This window comes from Moraxella sp. ZY200743 (assembly GCF_050885545.1).
Lineage (GTDB): Bacteria > Pseudomonadota > Gammaproteobacteria > Pseudomonadales > Moraxellaceae > Moraxella > Moraxella haemolytica.
This window is the reverse complement of record NZ_CP091313.1, coordinates 379264-400286: the sequence shown is the minus strand read 5'-3', so window position 1 is coordinate 400286 and position 21023 is coordinate 379264. Positions and strand designations below refer to the sequence as shown.

Genomic DNA, 21023 nt, shown 5'->3' with positions numbered 1-21023 from the left:
ATATTTTTAAATCAATATTTTCATCATGACATATCAACCCACCCAAAGCCTAGTCCACGCCCAAAAGCGTGCCGTCCTGCTTGCCAAGATTCGCCAGTTTTTTTCCGATAAAGGCGTCCTTGAAGTTAGCACCCCATTACTGTCTCATACAGGCAACACCGATGTATTCATTGATTCTGTATCCGTTAATTTTCATCAAGCAGGTAAGGCAACAACAGGCTATCTACACACTTCACCAGAGTTTGCGATGAAACGCCTACTTGCCACTTGGCAAGTACCGATTTATCAGATATGCCCTGTCTTTCGAGATAATGAGAGTGGTCATAAACATAACATTGAGTTTACCATGCTAGAATGGTATCGCCCACACTTTGGGCTTGATGAGCTTGCCTGCGAGCTTAGGGAGCTTATCAGCTTGGTATTTAATCAACCCATCGCACTCAAAAAAACAAGTTACCGCCAAAGTTTTGAATCACTAGGCATCCACCCTTTTTTAAGCAGTATTGATAAGATGCGTGATTGTGCCAAAGCACACAACATCACACTAGACATGGGTGATGACAGACAAGGTTGGCTTGATTTATTATTTAGTCATTTGGTTGAGCCACATTTGGGCAAAGATGCACCAACTTTGGTAACAAACTACCCGCCTGCTACCGCTGCTCTTGCCAAAACCACCCGTGATGATGAGGGCTTTCTAGTCGCCAAAAGATTTGAATTGTATATCAACGGCATAGAAATCGCCAACGCCTACGATGAGCTAGCATCAAGCGATGAACTGCTGACACGCTTTTATGCAGACAACGCTGAGCGAGAGAGATTAGGTCGCCCCATCATGTCGATTGACATGAACATGGTGCGTGCCTGCGATGATTTGCCGCCATGCAGTGGTATCGCCTTGGGTGTGGACAGACTGCTGATGGTGAGTGCCAATCTATCTGATATCACACAAGCCATCGCCTTACCTACTGAGCGTGCTTGATACAAATAGGTGGTTTATTTTAATCAACTGATGCCTTATCTGGTGGTAGCCCTAGCAGTTTTTTCGCCCAATCAATGACAGGCAAGTCCACCATCTCACCCTGAACTGAGAACACCGCCCGCCCTGTTTCTTTATGTGTCGCCAATACTTTTTTGGCAAAATTCATCACCTCATCGCTAGGGGCGGTGGCACGCTGTACAGGGATAACTTGATTTGGGTGTATGAGCAACTGTCCGCCAAAACCGAACTCTTTGGCATATCGAGCAAATCTCTCCACACCCTGCCCATCATGAAAATCTGCAAAAATCGTCTCAATCGGTGCGGATAACTGATTGGCAACCGAATGCAGTAGCAGTTCTGTGCGGATTTTATCAAACACCACTTTCGCTGATGGCGTTTTTGGTAGTAAGCCTAACGACTTGCTCAAATCCAAACAGCCATAAGTCATGGCAAATAGCCCTGTAGCGGTAGCAATCTGCGGAATGTTTAATACGCCCTTAGCCGTCTCAATCACAGCAATAATAGGCAACGATGTCGCCTGATGCACAGCGGTAACAGACAAGGCAGATTCCGCCTTTGGTAGTAGCACGCCCTGCACATGATTTAGATCATTTAATAGCTCAATATCATGAGCATAATCATAAGTATGTGCCGCATTGATACGCAACCAATACGGCCGATTACTTTGGCGATCAAAATCCTTTAGGTTGGCACGCACCTTTGCTTTATGGCTTGACTCTACAGCATCCTCTAAATCAATGATGATGTGGGTCGCACCACTATCCATAGCCTTAGCCACTCTATCTAAGCGAGTGGCAGGGACGAACAGATAAGTTGAAAAGCAGGCTAATTGCATGAAGCCTCCCCAAAAAACTCATCAATATAGCCAGTCGGCATATCAGATAGAGTATATCGCCAATTTGGGTTTTTATCTTTATCAATCAGCAAGGCTCGCACACCCTCTTTAAAGTCGCCCTTTTCTACGCAGGCAGTACCGATGATGGTCTCTAGGTCAAAGATTTGGCGTAATGAATGGTCTTTTTTACCAGTTTTTAGGTCATGATAAATCTTAAAGGTAATCGCCTTAGTTGTATCCGAACCATGCTTATACAGTGCTATGGCAGATTTAATGAACTCATCATCACCTTGATAATCCTTTAAAGCCTTATCAATATCCGCCAAACTTCCTGCATTCATCAGTGTATTGATGTCATCAAACGCATTTAACAATCCGCTGTCTGCTAGGATAGAGATGTCGTGAAATTCATTCAAACAAGCTGATAACAAATGGTGATTGGTTGCATTATCCTGAAAGTCAATTTGGCAAAGATGGGTTAATACATCGTCAAATCGCTCATGACTAACCGCAAAATCCGCCACACCAAAAGCATAAGCATCCGCCCCTGTAAACCTTGCACCTGTCAAGCCCAAAAACAACCCAACCTTGCCTGCCAAATGGTTTAAAAAATAAGACGCTCCTGCATCAGGAAACAATCCAATAGACACCTCAGGCATTGCCATCAGCGTATTTTGGGTAACAACTTTATGGCTAGATGCAGTAAACAGCCCCATACCGCCACCCATCGTGATGCCACGCCCCCATACCAAAATCGGCTTAGGATAAATGTGCATGGCGTACATCAGCCCATATTCATGCGTAAAAAATTCGTGAGCAGTTGTACCGTCCGTATCGCCATACAATGCCTTGATATCACCTCCTGCACACAGCCCCTTCTCGCCAGCTCCATGTAGCACAATCATCGCCACCGACTCATCATCTCGCCACATATTTAACAGCTCATGGGTACGCTTGACCATCGCTAGGTTCTGGGCGTTTAGAGCTTTTGGGTTGTTCAATGTAATCACAGCAACCGCCTTGCCTTGCGTAGTAGGCATCAAGCGAAATAAAACAAAATCCGTCATAACCGCTCCTTATTCATTCATATCAATCTTATTCATCAGTGCCAATTTAGCATAACAGATTTTATGGGGGCAATCAATGATAAGGCACCCAAATACATGAATTGGCAATTTTAACTTTGTATTTTGATGGTTTTTACCTATAATATAAAGCAAGTAACACAACAAGCACCCCATAGGATTGCCCATGTATTTTTTATTATCTCCTGCCAAAAACCTAGATGAAAAAACTGCCCTGCCCATTGATGTTAGCGACCATCTTAGCCAGCCTTCTTTGATTGAGCACGCCATTGATTTAATGAAGACACTCAAAACCAAAGATGTCTTAGACTTACAAGAATTAATGCACATCTCTGCTAAGATTGCCGAGCTTAATGTCGCAAGAAATGCCGATTGGGCATACCCTTTTAATAACTTGGCTAAACCTGCCGTCTATCTGTTTGATGGCGATGTCTATACAGGTTTGGACGCTTATTCACTAAATAAAGATGAAATCTTATACCTAAATAAGCACTTAGGCATCTTATCAGGGCTGTACGGACTGCTAAAACCACTTGACAATATGCTCGCCTACCGCTTGGAGATGGGCACAAAATTAAAAACGCCAAACGCTGACAACCTTTATCAATACTGGGGTGATACCATCACCGACCTAATCAATGAGCGTATCCAACAAAGTGGTTCTAATGTACTCATCAATCTTGCTTCCACCGAATACTATGGAGCAGTCAAGCCCAATAAAATAGACGCCACCATCATCACACCAAAATTTTTAGATCAAAAAAATGGGCAATATAAAATCATCAGTTTCTATGCCAAAAAAGCTCGTGGCATGATGGTAAACTATGCCTGTACACACAATATCACAGACCCCAATGAACTCAAAAACTTTGATACAGACGGCTATTATTTTGATGAAAACGCAAGCAGTGATGACGAATGGGTGTTTAAAAGAGCTGAACGGACATAATCCATCATTCAACCAATCAACATCATCACAAAACAAAAAATCCCTGCTATGTAGCAGGGATTTTTATCAGATTCACATCAAAGCCGATTAAGCATCGATGGCCTGAATGGCGGTCAAGGCGATGGTATAAACAATATCATCTACCAAACAGCCACGAGACAAGTCATTGACAGGCTTATTAAGACCCTGAAGCATTGGACCTACACTGATTACATTACCTGTACGCTGTACCGCCTTATAGGTGGTATTGCCTGTATTTAGATCTGGGAAGATAAAGACATTTGCCTCGCCTGCTACTGCAGAATTAGGAGCTTTTTGTTTGCCCACAGATGGCACACAAGCTGCATCAAACTGCAAAGGACCATCTACTTTTAAATCTGGTGCTTTTTCACGCACGATGGTCAGAGCGTTTTTAACCAAATCCACATCCTCGCCTGCACCAGAGTTCATGGTTGAATAGCTGATGAGTGCAACTTTTGGGTCAATGCCAAAGGCTTTGGCGGATTCTGCTGATTGAATGGCAATTTCAGCCAACTGCTCGGCAGTCGGATTTGGATTGACCGCACAGTCGCCGTATACCACTACAGAATCAGGCAGTAGCATAAAAAACACACTCGATACTAAGCTGTACTCAGGAGCGGTCTTAATCAGCTGGAATGCTGGGCGAATGGTATCTGCGGTCGTATGTACCGCACCTGAAACCAGACCATCTACATCGCCAACTTGTAGCATCATTGTGCCTAGATAAACAGAGTCCTCCAAAGCAGATTTTGCACCTGCTTCATCAATCTTACCCTTACGGCGCTCTACCATCGGAGCAACATATTTATCAAGAATGGTTGTGGGGTCAATGATTTCTATGTCGTCAGGCAAAGTTACGCCATGCTCGTCCGCCACCGCACGAATCTTGTCAGGATTGCCAAGTAGCACACATTGAGCAATGCCACGAGACTGGCAAATCGCTGCAGCTTCGATGGTGCGTGGTTCATCGCCTTCTGGTAGGACAATGCGTTTTTTGGCGACTTGTGCTTTTTTGACCAACTCATGGCGAAATGCTGATGGAGATAGATTTTTTGCACGAGTGCTTGGCTTGATAAGAGCCGTCAGTTCACCATCTTCGCTCACTTGCCCAATAACACGCTCAGCAAACTCTGCCTTAGCAATATTTAACAGTGCTTCATTATCACCTACCAAAATCACATCAGCATCAAGTGCTTTTGCCAAGTCGCCATTCACACGGCTAGCGTACGAATGCTGAAGGCTGATGCCTTTCACTAGCTGAATGTCATCGCCATTTTCTTGAACTTTGGCATATACAAGCTCAAGCAAATCGTCCAAGTTTTTGTTTGCTAAGGCAGATTCAAACTCAGACTGCCCAAAAGTCGCCAATGGATCAAAGGCAACTTTGTCCGCTTTGGCAATCAAGCCGTCAAGATTAACATCTTGTACTGGTACTAATAAAATTGTCGTCATAATCATTCCTTAAAAATACCAATCACAAACCCAAAGCAACTTTCGTCTCTTTGGCGATTTGGAATTCTTCATCGGTTGGGATTACCCAAAACTCAAAGGTGGAATCTGCAGCATGAAAACTACCCTCTGCACCCAGTCTCAAGGCTGCATTTTTATCGCTGTCAATTTTTGCACCGATGTGTTTTAGATGACTGATGATTTTTTCACGCATGGCAGTACCATTCTCGCCCACACCACCTGTAAAGGCAATCCCTGTTAGTTTTGGCAAAGCAGCGGTCAGACCAAGTAGGTATTTGGCGGTGCGATAAGCAAACATATCCAGTGCCAATGAAGCATCGGCATTGCCCTCTGCGTCAGCCTGCTCAAGGTTACGCATGTCATTTGATATGCCAGAAACGCCTAGCAGACCACTTTTTTTGTTCAGTAGTGTATCAATCTCTTCAATAGACAGACCTAAGGTGCGATGCAAATGAATGTGCATACTTGGGTCAATATCCCCAGATCTAGTGCCCATCATCAAGCCCTCTAACGGCGTGATACCCATAGAAGTATCTAAGCTCTTACCATCATAAATCGCTGTAGCAGAACAGCCATTACCCAAGTGAGCCACAATCCAACCATGCTCGCCTGCCGCCTCTGTCAGCTCGCTAGCACGGCTTGATACATAGGCGTGCGATGAGCCATGAAAGCCGTAACGACGGATTTGATGCTCGGTATACAATTCCTTTGGAATGGCGTAGCGATAAGCGTGCTCAGGCATACTTTGATGGAACGCAGTATCAAAAATTGCCACCTGTGGCAAATCTGGATAGATGGCAGATATCGCCTTGATGCCTGCTGCATTAGCAGGATTGTGCAGTGGTGCTAGCGTCGCTAGTGATTCAATCGCCTCTAGCACCTCTTGGGTGATGATGGTCGCTGATTTAAACTTATCACCACCATGTACAACACGATGACCAACCGCTACAGGCTTATACTCACTGATTAGGTCATTTAAGATGATTTGTAGAGCTTCGGCATGAGCACCTGAATTTGGAATATTGATTTGGGTTTTATTACCATCTAGGTCTTTGTGCTTGATACGAGCATCGCTATTGCCCAATGCTTCTGCCAAACCTTCGATACGGCTTTCGCCATCTTCGCTGATGAGTGCATATTTAATAGATGAAGAACCGCAGTTAAGCACTAAGGTTGGATTATTTAATGACATTATTTATTTCCTTATCCTAAATTTGGATGGGTAGAAAATCTTAGAGCTTGTATCGCCAAATATTAGGAATACAAGCCCCAAGAAAGCCAAATGCTTTCTTTGGCATTATAGCAATAAATCACCCAAAAGTCTTTAGCAAATCTTACCAAACCCTGTCAGTGATTATCAAGATACCACCAACTTTTTTCCTTTAAATTCATCATCTTAGACTAATTTTTTGAAAATTAATTGGTATTTGGTTAAAATTTAGGTAAAATAATTTTTCAATTCGTAACAAAAAAATCAACCATGAAAGCCACTTTAATCCCCACCTTACTCTGCACACTTCTTGCCATCAGCCTGACTGCTTGTGGTCAAAAAGGGGCATTATACTTACCCGAAAAACCCCAAACAATCCCAACCACCCAAACCCAAGAACAATCAGCCGCCACCAGCCCAAACGATTACTAATCGGCTTAAATACTCTCGCTTAATTATCGGCATATTAACGCTTGATACAAATAACCTGCCAACTCCGATCACTTTTATTATTTTATTACTTTTTATTTTTTTTGAGAATGTATGATGACTTTTAGTACGGTAAGCCAAACCACCGATGGCACGCTTCATATTAACGCCACCCAACTTGTTGATGCCCTGCCTGCCCTTGACTATCAAGACGGCATACTCCACATTGATGGCGTGAATGCCCATGCCCTAAAAGAGCAGTATGGCACACCGCTTTATGTATATTCTAAGAACACTTTATTGGCCAATTATACTGCTTATGTTGAGAGTTTTAGTGCTTTAAACGATGTGCATATCTGCTATGCAGTCAAGGCAAATTCCAACCTTGCAGTACTATCCACTCTTGCTAAAGCAGGGGCTGGCTTTGATATCGTCTCAATCGGTGAGTTGTCTCGTGTGCTAAAAGCAGGTGGTCAAGCCGACAGCATCGTTTATTCTGGTGTTGGCAAAACCAAAAGCGACATTGCTCAAGCCCTGCAAGCTGGTATTGGTTGCTTTAATGTTGAGGCCATGAGCGAGCTTGATACCATCAATGAAGTCGCTCAAAGCATGGGGGTAAAAGCCCCCATCGCTCTACGCATCAATCCTGATGTTGATGCCAAAACACACCCTTACATCTCTACAGGCATGAAAGATAATAAATTTGGTATCTCACATGACATTGCCATCAGTGCTTATGAATATGCCAAAACCCTGCCCCATCTTGACATCATCGGCATTGATTGCCACATCGGTTCACAGCTAACCGAGGTCAAACCTTTTGTTGATGCTTTAGATAAGATGATTGAGCTGATTGATGAGCTTGCCAATCGTGGCATTAAACTAAAACATCTTGATTTTGGTGGTGGTTTGGGCGTACGCTATATTGACGAAAGCCCTGTTAGTGTGCATGAGTTTGCCGAAGCTTTGCTCCCCAAGCTACTTAGCCTACAAGCAAAATATAATCTTGGGCTACACCTAGAGCCTGGACGCAACATCGCCGCCAATGCAGGGGTGTTATTGACCAGTACCATTGCCCTAAAGCCCACTGATCACAAAAATTTTGCCATTGTTGATGCGTCCATGAGTGAACTCATTCGCCCTGCTCTTTATGAATCAGTCATGGCAATCATTAACACCGCCCTTGATGACAACAAACAGGCACAGACTTGGGATATTGTTGGTGCAGTGTGCGAGTCAAGCGATTTTTTAGGCAAAGACCGTCATCTTGCCCTAGAAGTGGGCGACTTATTGGCAGTAACAGGTGCAGGAGCTTATGGCTTTACCATGTCAAGTAACTACAACAGTCGTCCACGCCCTGCTGAGGTTATGGTTGACAATGGCACGCATCGCATCGTACGAGAGCGAGAGACGCTTGAAGACCTATGGCGTGGCGAATCCATCTGACCACCCATCAATCCAAAAAGCACTCATGAGCGAGTGCTTTTTTTTGATGAATGACCAAATCAAAAATCAATAAAAAAACCAGATTATTACCGTTTTTCATCAGTTCATTGAAATTTGTGAAATTTACTAGGCAAATTCTGATACATCATGATAAGATAGTCATGCTATATATGGATAGATTTTAGGTAAGGAATGCCCATCTTGATGCTTTAAAGACATAAGGGATAACAATGCTAATCGAATTTACCAAAATGCACGGTCTAGGCAATGATTTTATGGTTATTGACCTAGTAACACAGCGCATGACTCTCACCACCGAACTGGTGCGTCTATTGGCAGACCGCCATCTGGGCATCGGTTTTGACCAGCTACTCATTGTTGAGCCACCAAGTCGCCCTGATGTGGATTTTAAATATCGTATCTTCAACGCCGATGGCACAGAAGTTGGTCAATGTGGCAATGGTGCTCGTTGCTTTGCATCTTTTATACAGGCTCGCAAACTATCTTTTAAACAAAGACTTCGTGTTGAGACCGCCAGCGGTATCATCACTCTGACCACTGACCGCTATGGCTGGGTACAAGTTGGCATGGGCAAACCAAAATTTGAACCACACGAGATTCCTTTTACCCCCCAAGCCATTACCAAAATTGGCAACTGCTACCGTCTAAATGTTGATGGCGAACCGATTGAACTTTACATCGCCAACATGGGCAACCCCCATGCCATCATTAAAGTTGATGATGTGCTTACCGCCGATGTAGAACGACTTGGCAAATTAATTGAGTCACACAAGGCTTTTCCTGAGCATGTCAATGTTGGCTTCATGCAAATCGTCAATCAAAGACACATTCGCCTGCGTGTCTATGAACGAGGGGTGGGAGAGACCCAAGCCTGTGGCACAGGGGCGTGTGCGGCAGTCGTAACAGGCATCAAAGAAGGCTGGCTTGATGAAGGCGTAGATATTCGTGCTCAGCTGTACGGTGGCAGTCTTGCCATTCGCTGGCAAGAAGGCTATCCTGTCATGATGACAGGTCCGACCGCCTTTGTCTTTGAGGGCGTATTTAGCCCAGATGGGTTATCAGCCCAAGCAGGCATCAGCACAGCACCCAATACAACAGGCGACTACTCATCATGATAGCCTTGATTGATTAACCCTGCCAAAGGTAGGTTTTCTACCTTTGGTATCGCTCTTATCTTATGCGTCTAAACAACCTACTAAACCAACTCATCAGCCCCCCTGCCGAACAAGATACCCAACTATCCAAAAATTGGAGTATCGTTCAGGCATGGCTTGATGTATTATCAATACAAAACTATTCAGCACACACCATCACCGCTTATACCACCACTTTGATGCGTGTCATGAACTTCATAGAAAAAGATGTCAGACTACAAGGCGATTACTTATTGTTTGATCAAAAGGATTTAACCCGCTATATCACCCAACGCCTAGAAAAAGACAATATCAAATCCACCAGTGCAAAACAAGAGCTGTCCGCCATTCGTAAATTCTACGCTCATCTCATTCAATCAGGTCAAATCAAACATAACCCCACCACAGGCTACCGCTTAAAAGCACAGCCTAGACCATTGCCAAAACTTGGTGATGTGGACATGATGATGCAGCTGCTTGACCAACCCATGCCTGACGATGCCAACAAAGCAAGGCTATGGATACGAGACAGAGCAATGTTTGAGCTTATGTATAGTAGCGGTTTGCGTCTGTCCGAACTTTCCAATCTTGATGTTGGTGATATTGACCTGCGTGCAGGCATGGTACGCATCTTGGGTAAGGGTAATAAAGTACGCTTAGCTCCTGTAGGTCAAAAAGCCATCGATGCCCTAAAGATTTACCTACCGCATCGCACTCTGTGGCAAGAAGGCACGGACGCCTTATTCATCAGTGAGCGACATGGCACAAGGCTTAGTAACCGAGCCATACAATTACGCTTAAAAGTCTGTGCCACCAATGCAGGCATTGCCCAACATCTGCACCCGCACTTACTCAGGCACTGTTTTGCTTCACATATGCTGTCATCAAGCGGTGATTTGCGTGCAGTTCAAGAGATGCTTGGTCATACCAATATCAGTACCACTCAGATTTACACCCAAGTTGATTTTGGAGCACTTACTCGTGTCTATGACAAAGCACATCCTCGAGCAGTGGCTCATGTGCTAGATAGCATAGATGATTGATTGGTTTAACTTCATCAATCAGCCAAGACCAAACACCCACAAAATCAGCTCTATCTTAGCCTAACTTAATCCCAAATCCGCCTTAGACCACACCATCTTTATTACCGCCTCTGGCAGGTATGAGTTTTTAATCGCCCAAAAATCGTAGATAGGTTTTGACCGGTCTATATTTTTTATCAAAGTATAAAATAAAAAACCACCCTGTTAATAACAGGGTGGGTGGAGAAAAAACCTAAAAAACTATTCAGATTAGTAAGTGAAGTTCACGCCAATACGGTATTCACGACCTACAGCAGGAAGTGCCACACCAGAACTAGAAATATGCGAAGTGTAATATTCATCAGTGATATTATTAACCGACATATTAACATTGACTTTGTCGTTGCCTAAAGGTTTCCAGTTGGCGAACACATCTGTGGTATTGTAGCCAGGACGCAGTTTCTTAGGGTCGTGATTTTTTCTTGGGTCAGTACTAACAACTTTACCTGTCCAAGCTGAATCACCAATAACATCATCAGCACGGCGATGACGCACGCCTACCTCTAGGTTTGGTTGGGCGAAACGATAAGATAAAGCTGCCGTCCAAGTACGACCGAGTCGTGATGCATATTCACGGTTGCTAAAGTTTTGCGAACTGTAGAATTCAGGCTTACTGTCCGATATACCCACGCGAGCGGTTAGACCTTGCCATTTATAGCCAGCATTTAACTCATAACCTTTGTTTTTGGCATAGCCAACATTTTTCATTTCATCAATACTTGTGCCATTCTCATGCTTGCTACCATTACTTGCACTTTTTAGCAGGTTATTGATACTCTGCCAGTAATAGCTACCATTAACAAAAGCATTGCCTTGATTGAAGTTGAAACCAATCTCAGTGTTTTGAGCTTTTTCTGCTTTTAGACTGTCGGTTACTTTAACCACAGCACGATATCCGTGAGCTGTCAAAGCATCATACAATCTTGGGCTACGAGTGGCATAACTGTGGTTGGCACTAAAGCTAAGACTTGGCGTTGCCTGATAAATTAAACCAACACTTGGATTTAAATTATCGCCTTTAACACGCCCACCTGTCATATCTTTGATATCAAAATGATCATAACGAAGCCCTGCTGTAGCGGTCAACTTACCAATATCAGCAATTGCTTCTACATACAAGCCCGTATCTGTTTTTTCTTGATTGACGATGCCAGCTTTGTAGCGGTTTGGCGTGATTTCTTGTTGGCGGTAGTTTACACCATATTTTAGCAGAACATCATCATTGACCTGGCTATCAAGATTAATGTTCAAACCTTTAGTGTCAATCCTAGACTTGCTTGAACCCGCTAACTTTCCTGCGTAGCCTGCCTTACTATCGTCTGTAGTGTAGCGAGAATTGACGATGTGATACACATTGGCATCTACCCCACTAACCACGCCCAAATTCTTGGCATTCCATTGCAAGTTGGTATTCTCGGTCTTCACTTTACGATATTGAGGATCTTGCGACTCTGTATTAAAGTTGATGAATTCCTCACGAATTGGACGAACACCTTTGTTTTCTTGACTTAGATGACTAAGTTCAAAACGATGATTACCAAAATTTGCTCCGACTTTTGCCAAATAGCTAGTCTTATCTAGGGCAGTAAAGGCAATTTTCTTATCTTTGCCTGCTGTATAGTCATCTTGGTCAACTTTGTTTGCACTTAATAGAAAATCAACATTGTCCGACTTACCATAAGCAGCCGCATTATAAGAATGTTCATCATTAGAGCTATAGCCCGCTCCTACTCTAAAGCCGATATTTTGACCATTTTTTAATAGGTCATCAGCACTCAAAGTCTTAGCAATAATCGCTCCATTGGTGCCACCGATGCCAGCTGATGCTGAACCAGCACCTTTTTGAACGCTGACAATTTTCACCATTGATGGGTCAAGCATATGACGACTTTGGTGATAAAGGATTTGGCTGTCGGTATAAGCACCGTCAATCTTAACATCTACCGAGTTTTGACCCATGCCACGAATAGCGATGTATTGAGAGGTACCATTACCACCACCAAAATCAATGGCAGGCTCTTCTTTTAGCAAGCCACGCAAGTCTGTTTCAGTAGATTTATCTTTTTCTTGCAAGGTTACAACATTTGTTTTAACCTTAGCACCTTGACGGTCCAGCGTTGCATGAATGGTGTCCAATACAACTGACGACTCATCTTGAGAGACTTGAGCAACAGCAGACTGTGTGCCAAGTGCACTTAATATAGCCACAGCAAGTGGCAGACGCTTAAGAGTCTTATTCATATCATACCTTATGATGTCTAAAAACAATAAAGTGCCAAAATTCTAAATACATTACAAAATTTTAGCGTTTGGTAAGTAAGTATTAACAATTATACATAACTAAAAATAAATTTGCAAATAAAAATTGCTATCATTTATGTTTTTATAACAAAAAAATATCGGCAATATTTTTGGGTAAATCATCACTTAAGCACAAAAAAACAAAACCCCATCTGTAGATACAGCTGAGGTTTTGATTGATTTATCTGATGACTGCTTAGCATACAAAACCAAGCAAGACTGTTAAGACACATCAAGGCGTTGTCTTGTCATCATTATCAAGCTTATCAAGCCATTCATTGACTTCTTGAGCGATGGCATCTTTTGCCTTGCCATAACGCTCTTGAAGCACACCAATAAGACTGTCCGTCTTGCCGTCCAACTTGACAACTTCATCATCAGTCAGCTCGCCCCATTGTTGCTTGATTTCGCCTTTTAGCTGCTGCCATTTGCCTTGTAGTCTGTCATTGCTCATCACATTCTCCTAAGATTATTTATTAAAAGTTTTTGCCCTTTATCAAATCAGTGCTTAATACATTCTTGATTAAAATACAAAACGGCATTGGTGTTGATATTTAACTGTATCATCAGTGTGCGACATTTGTCAATACAAGAGTTCTATTAGAGTTTTTTTGGGACAATGACCACACTACAGTTCGCCAGACTTAAATCAACCAAGCCAAACTACTTTCCCCAAATTCGCTTATATTTTGCCATCAGCTCGTCTGTGGTTTCCAAACGAGCATCATCTTTGATGATACAGTCAATCGGGCAGACCTTATCACAGGTCGGCTCTTCATAAAAGCCTACGCATTCGGTGCATAAGTCTGGGTTGATGACATAGGTTTTTTGCCCTTTTTGGTCATAAAAAATGGCTTCGTTAGGGCATTCTGGCTCGCAAATGTCGCAATTGATGCAATCGGTGGTGATTTTTAGTGCCATTAAAACAGCTTATCGGTTGCCTTAATCATCTTTTTTATCAAGGTGCTTCACAGCAAAGCGTAAATTATCCCACAATAGATCTTGTTGATCATTAAAGGCATTCCATAATGTATCTTCACTCATCACACTGTATTCGCCATCTGTTGTCAGATCAAAGTTTTCGCCGTTTTCAATGGCTTCATAAATCTCACGCCATTGCCCATCAAAATAAAAATCTTCTAACTGACTCATCAGTTCGGCACTTTTTGCCAAGTCTTGTTTGGCGGTCTGTAGTCTTTCAAAGACAGTCAGCCACTCTTTATAGATGGCTTGGATTTCGTTAATTCGGTTTTGGGTGGTCATCGGTTGTTCCTAAGTTTGTGATTTTGGTCATTATAGCATATCATTCACCACCCACCAAATCTAAAGCCTACTTGATGATATAAAAATTGGCAAGATATAAAAGGACGACTTAAGATCATCTTTTAAGTATGGGGTGATTTCATGTGTTGGTGAGTTCATAATTTTTCTTGATTGGCATATTGTTCTTTCATAAAAAACGCCATAATAAAAAATCACGGCGTTGTTGTTTTTAAGTAAAAACCGGCTCATCTACTGTTTTCATCACAAGGGCAAATTGCAACACATCAAAACCCAACTCAGTAAAAGGATTATCAATTTGGCATATCCAGCCAGAACCTAAGGCGGCATCTATTTCATTGCCTTTTTTATCCCATAGTTTATCAAGGCGATAAACGATATTGCCTTGCGGAGTCATAATCTCAATCTCATCTCCCACGCTGAGTTTATTTTTGACGGTCAAAGTTAGTTTATCGTCTGTAACATCAAGCACTTCTGCTACAAATTGTTGGTGGTCTGTTTTTGATGAGCCGTATTCATAATTTTGATAGTCAGAATGCACATGCCGTCTTAAAAAGCCTTCAGTATAACCCCTATTTGCTAGCCCATCTAAGGCAGTGATTAAACTGGTATCAAATGGTTTGCCGGCAATGGCATCATCAATGGCACGGCGATAGACTTGTGCGGTGCGAGCCACATAATAATGTGATTTGGTACGCCCTTCAATTTTTAATGAATGCACGCCCATTTGTGTTAATTCTGGCACAAGCTCCACCGCACGCAAATCTTTAGAGTTCATGATATAGGTACCATGCTCATCTTCATACATCGCCATCAATTCGCCTTTGCGACCCTGCTCTTCCAATAATACCACTTCATCAGACGGTTTCTCCACATACTCATCGCCCATGACCACATCACCATTTAAATTCACATTAGCAATGCTGTTTTCGCTTTGGTTAGGGATAAATACTTCGGCATTAGAGATGGCATTTTGTTTACTGTCTTGCATGACAGGCACAATGTCGCCTGTTTCATTTTCGGTTGCCTTATAAGTGTTATAAGACCAACGACACGCATTGGTGCAAGTGCCTTGATTGGCATCTCGTTTATTGATATATCCTGACAACAAACAGCGTCCAGAATATGCCATGCATAACGCCCCATGAACAAACACCTCAATCTCCATGTCAGGAACCTCAAAGATGATTTGTTCAATTTCTTTCAAGGATAATTCACGGCTAACAATCACACGGCTCACGCCCATTTGTTTCCAGAACTTGACCGTCGCCCAGTTTACGGCGTTGGCTTGTACTGACAGATGAATGTCTTGATGGGGAAAATGCTCACGCACCATCATAATCATGCCTGCGTCCGACATGATCAGTGCATCAGGATTCATCTCAATAACAGGGCGAATGTCCTCAATGAAAGTTTTTAATTTGGCATTGTGGGCTTGAATATTCACCACCACATAAAACTTTTTACCCAAAGAGTGGGCATAGTCAATGCCTTTTTTTAGATTGTCTTCATCAAAGTCGTTATTGCGTACTCGCAAAGAATAGCGTGCCTGCCCTGCATATACCGCATCTGCTCCATAAGCAAAAGCGTACTGCATATTTTTAAAGGTGCCGGCAGGGCATAGAAGTTCAGGTTTGCGATTCAGTTGGCTCATAGGTTTGGCTATTTTGTGTTATTGATTTTGCTTTATTATAGCAAATTTTAACAACAAAAATCATAGTAAATTTGTAGGATTTAACCATTGTTTTATTAAAATCCAAAGACAATAACAACTCTTAAAAAACCGAATGCCAACACGCCTTTTATAATCATGATAATCAATCTAAAAAACCTCCCAAGCTCACGCTTGGAAGGTTTTATTGAATGACTGGCAAGGATTACATCATACCGCCCATGCCACCCATACCGCCACCCATTGGCATGGCTGGCTCTTCTTTTGGTAGCTCAGTAATCATCACTTCGGTGGTTAGCATCAGACCTGCCACAGATGCGGCATGTTCTAGGGCTGAGCGAGTTACCTTAGCAGGGTCAAGAATACCCATCTCTAGCATATCGCCATAGCTACCAGTCGCTGCATTGTAGCCGTAGTTGCCAGAGCCATTTTTCACTTCATTCACAACCACAGAAGCCTCTTCGCCTGCGTTGGTTACGATTTGGCGAAGCGGTGCTTCCATTGCGCGTCTTAGAATGTTAATGCCTGCGTTTTGGTCGTCATTGTCGCCTTTTAGGTCAGCCAATGCCGTCAATGCACGCACCAACGCCACACCGCCACCAGGTACAATGCCCTCTTCCACAGCTGCACGGGTGGCGTGCAAGGCATCATCAACACGGTCTTTTTTCTCTTTCATCTCGGTTTCGGTGGCTGCACCAACTTTAATCACAGCAACACCGCCAGAGAGCTTAGCAACACGCTCTTGTAGCTTCTCTTTGTCATAATCAGAAGTAGACTCTTCAATTTGGCGTTTGATGGCATCTACACGGCTGTCAATTTGAGTTTTGTCGCCTGCACCATCAACAATCACTGTATTTTCTTTGCCCACAGTGATTTTTTTGGCTGTACCCAAATGCTCAAGCGTCGCTGTTTCTAGACTTAAGCCAACTTCTTCTGAAATCACAACACCGCCAGTCAAGATAGCAATGTCTTGTAGCATGGCTTTGCGACGATCGCCAAAACCAGGAGCTTTTACTGCACAAGCTTTAAGACCGCCACGCAAGTTATTCACCACAAGCGTTGCTAACGCTTCATTTTCCACATCTTCGGCGATGATCAGTAGCGGACGGCTAGTTTGCATGACTTGTTCTAATAGTGGCACAATCTCACGGATATTAGAAATCTTTTTATCCACCAGTAGGATAAATGGGTTGTCAAATTCGCAAGTTAGACTGTCTTGCTTATTAGCAAAATATGGGCTGATATAACCACGGTCAAACTGCATACCCTCAACCACTTCTAAGGTATCTTCAAAGCCTGAACCCTCTTCTACAGTAATCACGCCTTGTTTGCCGACAGTTTTCATGGCTTCTGAGATAAGCTCGCCAATTTTACTATCAGAGTTGGCTGAAATTGAGCCAACTTGAGCAATCGCCTTAAAATCATCTGCAGGGGTAGATAAAGCATGGATTTGCTCAACGGCAACACGAGTTGCCTTGTCAATACCACGCTTTAGATCCATTGGGTTCATACCGGCAGCGACAGTTTTCATGCCTTCAGTTAAGATGGCTTGAGCAAGTACGGTTGCAGTGGTTGTACCATCACCTGCCACATCGTTGGTTTTTGATGCTACTTCACGCACCAACTGAGCACCCATGTTTTCAAACTTATCTTCAAGCTCAATCTCTTTAGCAACGCTTACGCCATCTTTGGTGATGGTTGGCGTGCCAAAAGACTTGTCAATCACGACATTGCGACCTTTAGGACCTAAGGTTACTTTGACGGCATTTGCTAGGATATTTACGCCATCAATCATTTTTTCACGGGCAGATACACCAAATTTTACATCTTTTGCCATTTTTAATACTCTCTTAAATTATTGAAATGCGATTGTTTACAATTTAAACCAAAAAACCATTAAGCTACCAAATCGCTTTTAATCAGCTTGGAAAAATCACGGTTTTTTACTGTGTGGACAGCTTAAGTGGCGGAAAATCAATTATTCCAACACACCCAACACATCAGATTCTTTCATGATTAGCAACTCTTCGCCATCAACTTTAACGACCTGACCTGCATATTGACCAAACAATACTTTGTCGCCCACTTTGACATCTAAAGGACGCACACCATTTGAGAACAGTCCAGTATTCTCAACATGATAACCATTGCCCACAGCGATGACTTCGCCTTGTTGCGGTTTTTCTTGGGCAGAACCTGGAAGTAAAATACCGCCTGCAGTTTTTTGCTCTTCTTCGGTACGGCGGACGACGATGCGATCATATAAAGGACGGATTGACATAAGAATTTCTCCAGTTTTTTTGTTGATATAATAAAGATGACAAGGCAATGTGGTCAGTGCCAGCTTTGCCTTGCGATACCATCAAAATGGATCGGTTAAAAAATGGTGTTATGCACAAAGTTTTTCAAGGGAAAAATTAAAATTTTTTTTAACCAAAGTCTTTTATACTGCACACTTTTTAAGAAATGCGGTGCTTTTGATGCAATCAACTTAATTATCGCAATCAATCAGCACCGCAACATTTGATTACCAAAGCGTTTTGGGCTTAGCACATCAAGAGCTTTTTGCCAAAGTCCATCTTAGGATTTAGTAGATAATCACTAACATGCTGATCCACGCAAGCATTCGCCCCAAATAGACTGGCTGTATGCCCATGCTTACCTAAAATCACAACGAGCGGATCGTCAAAGCGTTGTGCCATCGTCTTGGCATTGGCATACGGTGTCGCTAGGTCGTGTTCATAAGAGACGAATAGCAAGTTTGGCGTTTGGTCATTGACCAGATGCTCATCTTGGGCATCGGTTGCCTGCCATTGCCAATGATAGCAAGCATCTAAATATTCCTCATCACTTTTGGTCTCAAGATTATCAAAGGTGGCGACACCATCAAGCTGTTTGGCAAAGCCTAGATAGTCCTCCCTACTAAGCCTTGGGGCAGAGTCAGCACAGTTAATCAAACTTAAAGCATCTTCATTAAAGCCAATATTACCAAGCTCACTATATAAGGTCAGCGTCTTATAAGTATCTGTTTTATTTTCATTTAATTGTGCAAACATCGTGCGTAAATCCGCCCAGTTATCTCCATTATTTAGATTTTCAATAAACACACCAAGTAGGCTTGCAGCATCAATTGGGTTGTCTTTGGCGTCTTTTAGATTTTTATTTTCTATGGTTTTTAGGGCTTGAATAAAGCCTTGACTGCTTTTATCAGCAAAAGGACAATCCTCTTGGCAAGCCTCCATAAAATCCTCAAAAGTTGCCTGTGCCTGCTTATTGTGGTTAATCAAAATAGTCGTCAAAGATTCAGCGGTATCCACCACACCATCGGCAACGCCTGCTCTTAGGTGGGTTGGGTAGTATTTGGCATAATTGGCAACAAGTTTAGTGCCATAAGAATAACCAATCATCGACCAAGTCTCTTGTGCTAGCTTTTGACGAATGTTGTCCAAGTCTTTGATGACCTCTCTTGAACTGATGAACGGTAAAATATCCGTCCCCATCTCTGCAATACAGGCATCCAGATAGGTTTTGGCATCATCATCTTCTGTGGCTTGACCACAACTAATGACAGGACTGGCAGGAGCAATGCCTCTGGGAGTGTAGCCAATCAGATTAAAATTATCTTTGATACGCTGACCGTATTCATCATCAGCAATGAGTGTATCGCTCATGTCTAGGCTATGCCCTCCTGGTCCACCATTTAGGATTAACAAATCACCAATCGGATTGGGTGTTTGGCTAGGCAGGCGAGTCAGTGCAAGCTCAAAAGTTTTGCCATCAGGTTTATCATAATCTACAGGCACAACAACGGTTGCACATTGTAACTTGACAGATGGCGGTATCACAAACCACGACCAGTAACTGGGGCGATAGCAAGAATGCCAAGTAACATCGCCTTGTTGGACTTGTTTTGAGATTAAATATAAATAACCACAACCTAGAACAAATACCACACCCAACAACAAAAAACCCAAATATTTAAAAAAAGATTTAATCATCAACAAAATCACCACAAAAGACAAACAACAAAAATAGCTATATTATAACAAAATAATGACATGACGACAACATCATCATGTCATAAAAAATAATGAATAATATAACAACTCACTATCATTAACATCACTGATTGCCATCGGCTTGAACTTTGATCGCTGTTCTCAACAAAAATATCACTAAGATAATCTACAAAATATTCACACATTTATCTTGAAATTGTAACAATTCTTGTCTATTATCATATGACACTATCATCACAGATTGTAAAAATTAAAAAGGAATCATTCATGAGTTTATTTACAAAATTAACAACAACAAGCAAAAACACCTATATCGCCATCTTAGGGCTAGGTATATCAATCAGCGGTGCTACGGCTTATGCAGCTGATTTGTCAGAATTTTCAGCGACTTATGCCATCAAAGCTCATGGCAAGAACGGCACCGCCACTCGCACACTCACCAAATCTGGCAATGGCTATCACTATAGCGTCAAAGGACTGGCTGCAGGCATTGCCACACTTAGCCAATCGGCAAAATTTAACCTGTCAGGTAATAAGATTGCCCCATCAAGCTCATCCATGTCGGTGAAATTTTTGGGCTTGGGAAATACGCACAATATTACCTTTAATAACAACACAAAAACCGTCAATTCTACCTATAAAGGCAAAACCAGTACCTTTAAGATGGGTGAGCAAGCCTATGACGACCTAAGCCTAGAAGCCCAAATTCGCCACGAACTCATCAATGGTAGGTTTACAGGCTCTTATTCATTAGTCAAAAAGTCCGGCATAGAAACCACCAAATTCAAAAAATCTGGCACTTCAAAAATCACCGTCCCTGCTGGCACTTATGAAGTCGTTAGAATTGACCGTGTGCATGATGGTCGTGGTCGCACCACCAGTTTTTGGCTCGCCCCAAGCTTAAGCTACCTACCTGTTAAAGTCAGCCAAACAAGCGATGGCAAATCCATCTCAATGGAGCTAACCAAATTCAACTAAAACCCTACCAAGTCATGCACTCTGGCTAAACAAATAGCCAAACAAAAAAAATCAAAGCCCTTAAAGGCTTTGATTTTTTAGCTTTTAT

Annotated in this window: 18 protein-coding genes and 1 pseudogene; 7 read left to right on the top strand and 12 right to left on the bottom strand. The window is 42.6% G+C overall.

Translation table 11 applies throughout. The features are described from left to right. Window positions 1-16 precede the first annotated feature (16 nt). On the top strand, window positions 17-982 hold the full coding sequence (gene epmA, locus L3D27_RS01905; RefSeq protein WP_432481850.1) for an EF-P lysine aminoacylase EpmA: 966 nt from the start codon (window positions 17-19) through the stop codon (window positions 980-982). A 19-nt stretch (window positions 983-1001) separates the two neighbouring features. On the opposite strand, the gene L3D27_RS01900 is transcribed toward epmA, so the two are convergent. After that, window positions 1002-1838 carry an HpcH/HpaI aldolase/citrate lyase family protein gene (locus L3D27_RS01900; protein ID WP_284673995.1) on the bottom strand — a complete coding sequence of 279 codons (837 nt, stop codon included), beginning with the start codon at window positions 1836-1838 and terminating at the stop codon, window positions 1002-1004. Next, a complete protein-coding gene (locus tag L3D27_RS01895; protein WP_432481402.1) occupies window positions 1829-2905 on the bottom strand; it encodes an enoyl-CoA hydratase/isomerase family protein in 1077 nt (358 codons plus the stop codon). Before L3D27_RS01895 ends, L3D27_RS01900 begins: the two co-directional genes overlap by 10 nt. A gap of 184 nt (window positions 2906-3089) precedes the next feature. Here L3D27_RS01895 and yaaA point away from each other — a divergent pair, with 184 nt between their 5' ends. Then, window positions 3090-3872, top strand: coding sequence for a peroxide stress protein YaaA (gene yaaA, locus L3D27_RS01890; protein WP_284673993.1), 783 nt, complete (start codon window positions 3090-3092; stop codon window positions 3870-3872). 87 nt (window positions 3873-3959) lie between these two features. Here yaaA and pta read toward each other — a convergent pair. Next, window positions 3960-5024, bottom strand: a pseudogene (gene pta / locus L3D27_RS01885) (phosphate acetyltransferase); the annotation flags it as partial. 343 nt (window positions 5025-5367) lie between these two features. Continuing rightward, window positions 5368-6555 (bottom strand): acetate/propionate family kinase, encoded by a 1188-nt coding sequence (locus tag L3D27_RS01880; RefSeq protein ID WP_284673991.1) that lies wholly within the window; start codon window positions 6553-6555, stop codon window positions 5368-5370. Window positions 6556-6843: 288 nt separating this feature from the next. Here L3D27_RS01880 and lptM point away from each other — a divergent pair, with 288 nt between their 5' ends. The 4 genes from lptM to L3D27_RS01860 all read left to right on the top strand — a co-directional run bounded on the left by lptM (window position 6844) and on the right by L3D27_RS01860 (window position 10645). Next, the gene (gene lptM / locus L3D27_RS01875) at window positions 6844-7005 is read left to right on the top strand and encodes an LPS translocon maturation chaperone LptM (RefSeq protein WP_284673990.1); all 162 of its coding nucleotides are present in this window, start codon (window positions 6844-6846) and stop codon (window positions 7003-7005) included. Between the two features lie 114 nt (window positions 7006-7119). Continuing rightward, window positions 7120-8448 (top strand): diaminopimelate decarboxylase, encoded by a 1329-nt coding sequence (gene lysA / locus L3D27_RS01870; RefSeq protein WP_432481849.1) that lies wholly within the window; start codon window positions 7120-7122, stop codon window positions 8446-8448. A gap of 230 nt (window positions 8449-8678) precedes the next feature. Further along, window positions 8679-9584 (top strand): diaminopimelate epimerase, encoded by a 906-nt coding sequence (gene dapF / locus L3D27_RS01865; RefSeq protein ID WP_432481401.1) that lies wholly within the window; start codon window positions 8679-8681, stop codon window positions 9582-9584. Window positions 9585-9646: 62 nt separating this feature from the next. Next, a complete protein-coding gene (locus L3D27_RS01860; protein WP_432481400.1) occupies window positions 9647-10645 on the top strand; it encodes a tyrosine recombinase XerC in 999 nt (332 codons plus the stop codon). Window positions 10646-10894: 249 nt separating this feature from the next. On the opposite strand, the gene L3D27_RS01855 is transcribed toward L3D27_RS01860, so the two are convergent. The 8 genes from L3D27_RS01855 to L3D27_RS01820 all read right to left on the bottom strand — a co-directional run bounded on the left by L3D27_RS01855 (window position 10895) and on the right by L3D27_RS01820 (window position 19936). Continuing rightward, entirely contained in the window at window positions 10895-12925 is a 2031-nt protein-coding gene (locus tag L3D27_RS01855) for a TonB-dependent receptor domain-containing protein (protein WP_373627841.1), read from the bottom strand. Window positions 12926-13217: 292 nt separating this feature from the next. Then, the gene (locus L3D27_RS01850) at window positions 13218-13439 is read right to left on the bottom strand and encodes a CsbD family protein (RefSeq protein WP_284673986.1); all 222 of its coding nucleotides are present in this window, start codon (window positions 13437-13439) and stop codon (window positions 13218-13220) included. Window positions 13440-13648: 209 nt separating this feature from the next. After that, a complete protein-coding gene (locus L3D27_RS01845) occupies window positions 13649-13906 on the bottom strand; it encodes a YfhL family 4Fe-4S dicluster ferredoxin (RefSeq protein WP_284673985.1) in 258 nt (85 codons plus the stop codon). A 21-nt stretch (window positions 13907-13927) separates the two neighbouring features. Continuing rightward, window positions 13928-14248: a DUF4298 domain-containing protein gene (locus L3D27_RS01840; RefSeq protein WP_284673984.1), complete on the bottom strand. Its 321-nt coding sequence runs from the start codon at window positions 14246-14248 to the stop codon at window positions 13928-13930. 229 nt (window positions 14249-14477) lie between these two features. Next, complete coding sequence (gene yegQ, locus L3D27_RS01835; RefSeq protein ID WP_432481398.1) at window positions 14478-15920, bottom strand: tRNA 5-hydroxyuridine modification protein YegQ; 1443 nt, start codon at window positions 15918-15920, stop codon at window positions 14478-14480. 223 nt (window positions 15921-16143) lie between these two features. Next, window positions 16144-17775, bottom strand: coding sequence for a chaperonin GroEL (gene groL, locus L3D27_RS01830; protein ID WP_284673983.1), 1632 nt, complete (start codon window positions 17773-17775; stop codon window positions 16144-16146). A gap of 141 nt (window positions 17776-17916) precedes the next feature. Continuing rightward, entirely contained in the window at window positions 17917-18219 is a 303-nt protein-coding gene (locus L3D27_RS01825; RefSeq protein WP_284673982.1) for a co-chaperone GroES, read from the bottom strand. Between the two features lie 265 nt (window positions 18220-18484). Beyond that, window positions 18485-19936: an alpha/beta fold hydrolase gene (locus L3D27_RS01820; RefSeq protein WP_432481397.1), complete on the bottom strand. Its 1452-nt coding sequence runs from the start codon at window positions 19934-19936 to the stop codon at window positions 18485-18487. A 354-nt stretch (window positions 19937-20290) separates the two neighbouring features. On the opposite strand from L3D27_RS01820, the gene L3D27_RS01815 reads away from it, so the two are divergent. Beyond that, window positions 20291-20935: a DUF3108 domain-containing protein gene (locus tag L3D27_RS01815; protein WP_432481847.1), complete on the top strand. Its 645-nt coding sequence runs from the start codon at window positions 20291-20293 to the stop codon at window positions 20933-20935. Window positions 20936-21023: the final 88 nt, after the last annotated feature.

Excerpts from the sequence above, each read along its gene's own strand:
- L3D27_RS01900 (WP_284673995.1), bottom strand. The coding sequence starts at position 1,838 with ATGCAATTAGCCTGCTTTTCAACTTATCTGTTCGTCCCTGCCACTCGC.
- L3D27_RS01895 (WP_432481402.1), bottom strand. The coding sequence starts at position 2,905 with ATGACGGATTTTGTTTTATTTCGCTTGATGCCTACTACGCAAGGCAAG.
- yaaA (WP_284673993.1), top strand. The coding sequence starts at position 3,090 with ATGTATTTTTTATTATCTCCTGCCAAAAACCTAGATGAAAAAACTGCC.
- L3D27_RS01880 (WP_284673991.1), bottom strand. The coding sequence starts at position 6,555 with ATGTCATTAAATAATCCAACCTTAGTGCTTAACTGCGGTTCTTCATCT.
- lptM (WP_284673990.1), top strand. The coding sequence starts at position 6,844 with ATGAAAGCCACTTTAATCCCCACCTTACTCTGCACACTTCTTGCCATC.
- lysA (WP_432481849.1), top strand. The coding sequence starts at position 7,120 with ATGACTTTTAGTACGGTAAGCCAAACCACCGATGGCACGCTTCATATT.
- dapF (WP_432481401.1), top strand. The coding sequence starts at position 8,679 with ATGCTAATCGAATTTACCAAAATGCACGGTCTAGGCAATGATTTTATG.
- L3D27_RS01860 (WP_432481400.1), top strand. The coding sequence starts at position 9,647 with ATGCGTCTAAACAACCTACTAAACCAACTCATCAGCCCCCCTGCCGAA.
- L3D27_RS01855 (WP_373627841.1), bottom strand. The coding sequence starts at position 12,925 with ATGAATAAGACTCTTAAGCGTCTGCCACTTGCTGTGGCTATATTAAGT.
- L3D27_RS01850 (WP_284673986.1), bottom strand. The coding sequence starts at position 13,439 with ATGAGCAATGACAGACTACAAGGCAAATGGCAGCAGCTAAAAGGCGAA.
- L3D27_RS01845 (WP_284673985.1), bottom strand. The coding sequence starts at position 13,906 with ATGGCACTAAAAATCACCACCGATTGCATCAATTGCGACATTTGCGAG.
- L3D27_RS01840 (WP_284673984.1), bottom strand. The coding sequence starts at position 14,248 with ATGACCACCCAAAACCGAATTAACGAAATCCAAGCCATCTATAAAGAG.
- yegQ (WP_432481398.1), bottom strand. The coding sequence starts at position 15,920 with ATGAGCCAACTGAATCGCAAACCTGAACTTCTATGCCCTGCCGGCACC.
- groL (WP_284673983.1), bottom strand. The coding sequence starts at position 17,775 with ATGGCAAAAGATGTAAAATTTGGTGTATCTGCCCGTGAAAAAATGATT.
- L3D27_RS01825 (WP_284673982.1), bottom strand. The coding sequence starts at position 18,219 with ATGTCAATCCGTCCTTTATATGATCGCATCGTCGTCCGCCGTACCGAA.
- L3D27_RS01820 (WP_432481397.1), bottom strand. The coding sequence starts at position 19,936 with ATGATTAAATCTTTTTTTAAATATTTGGGTTTTTTGTTGTTGGGTGTG.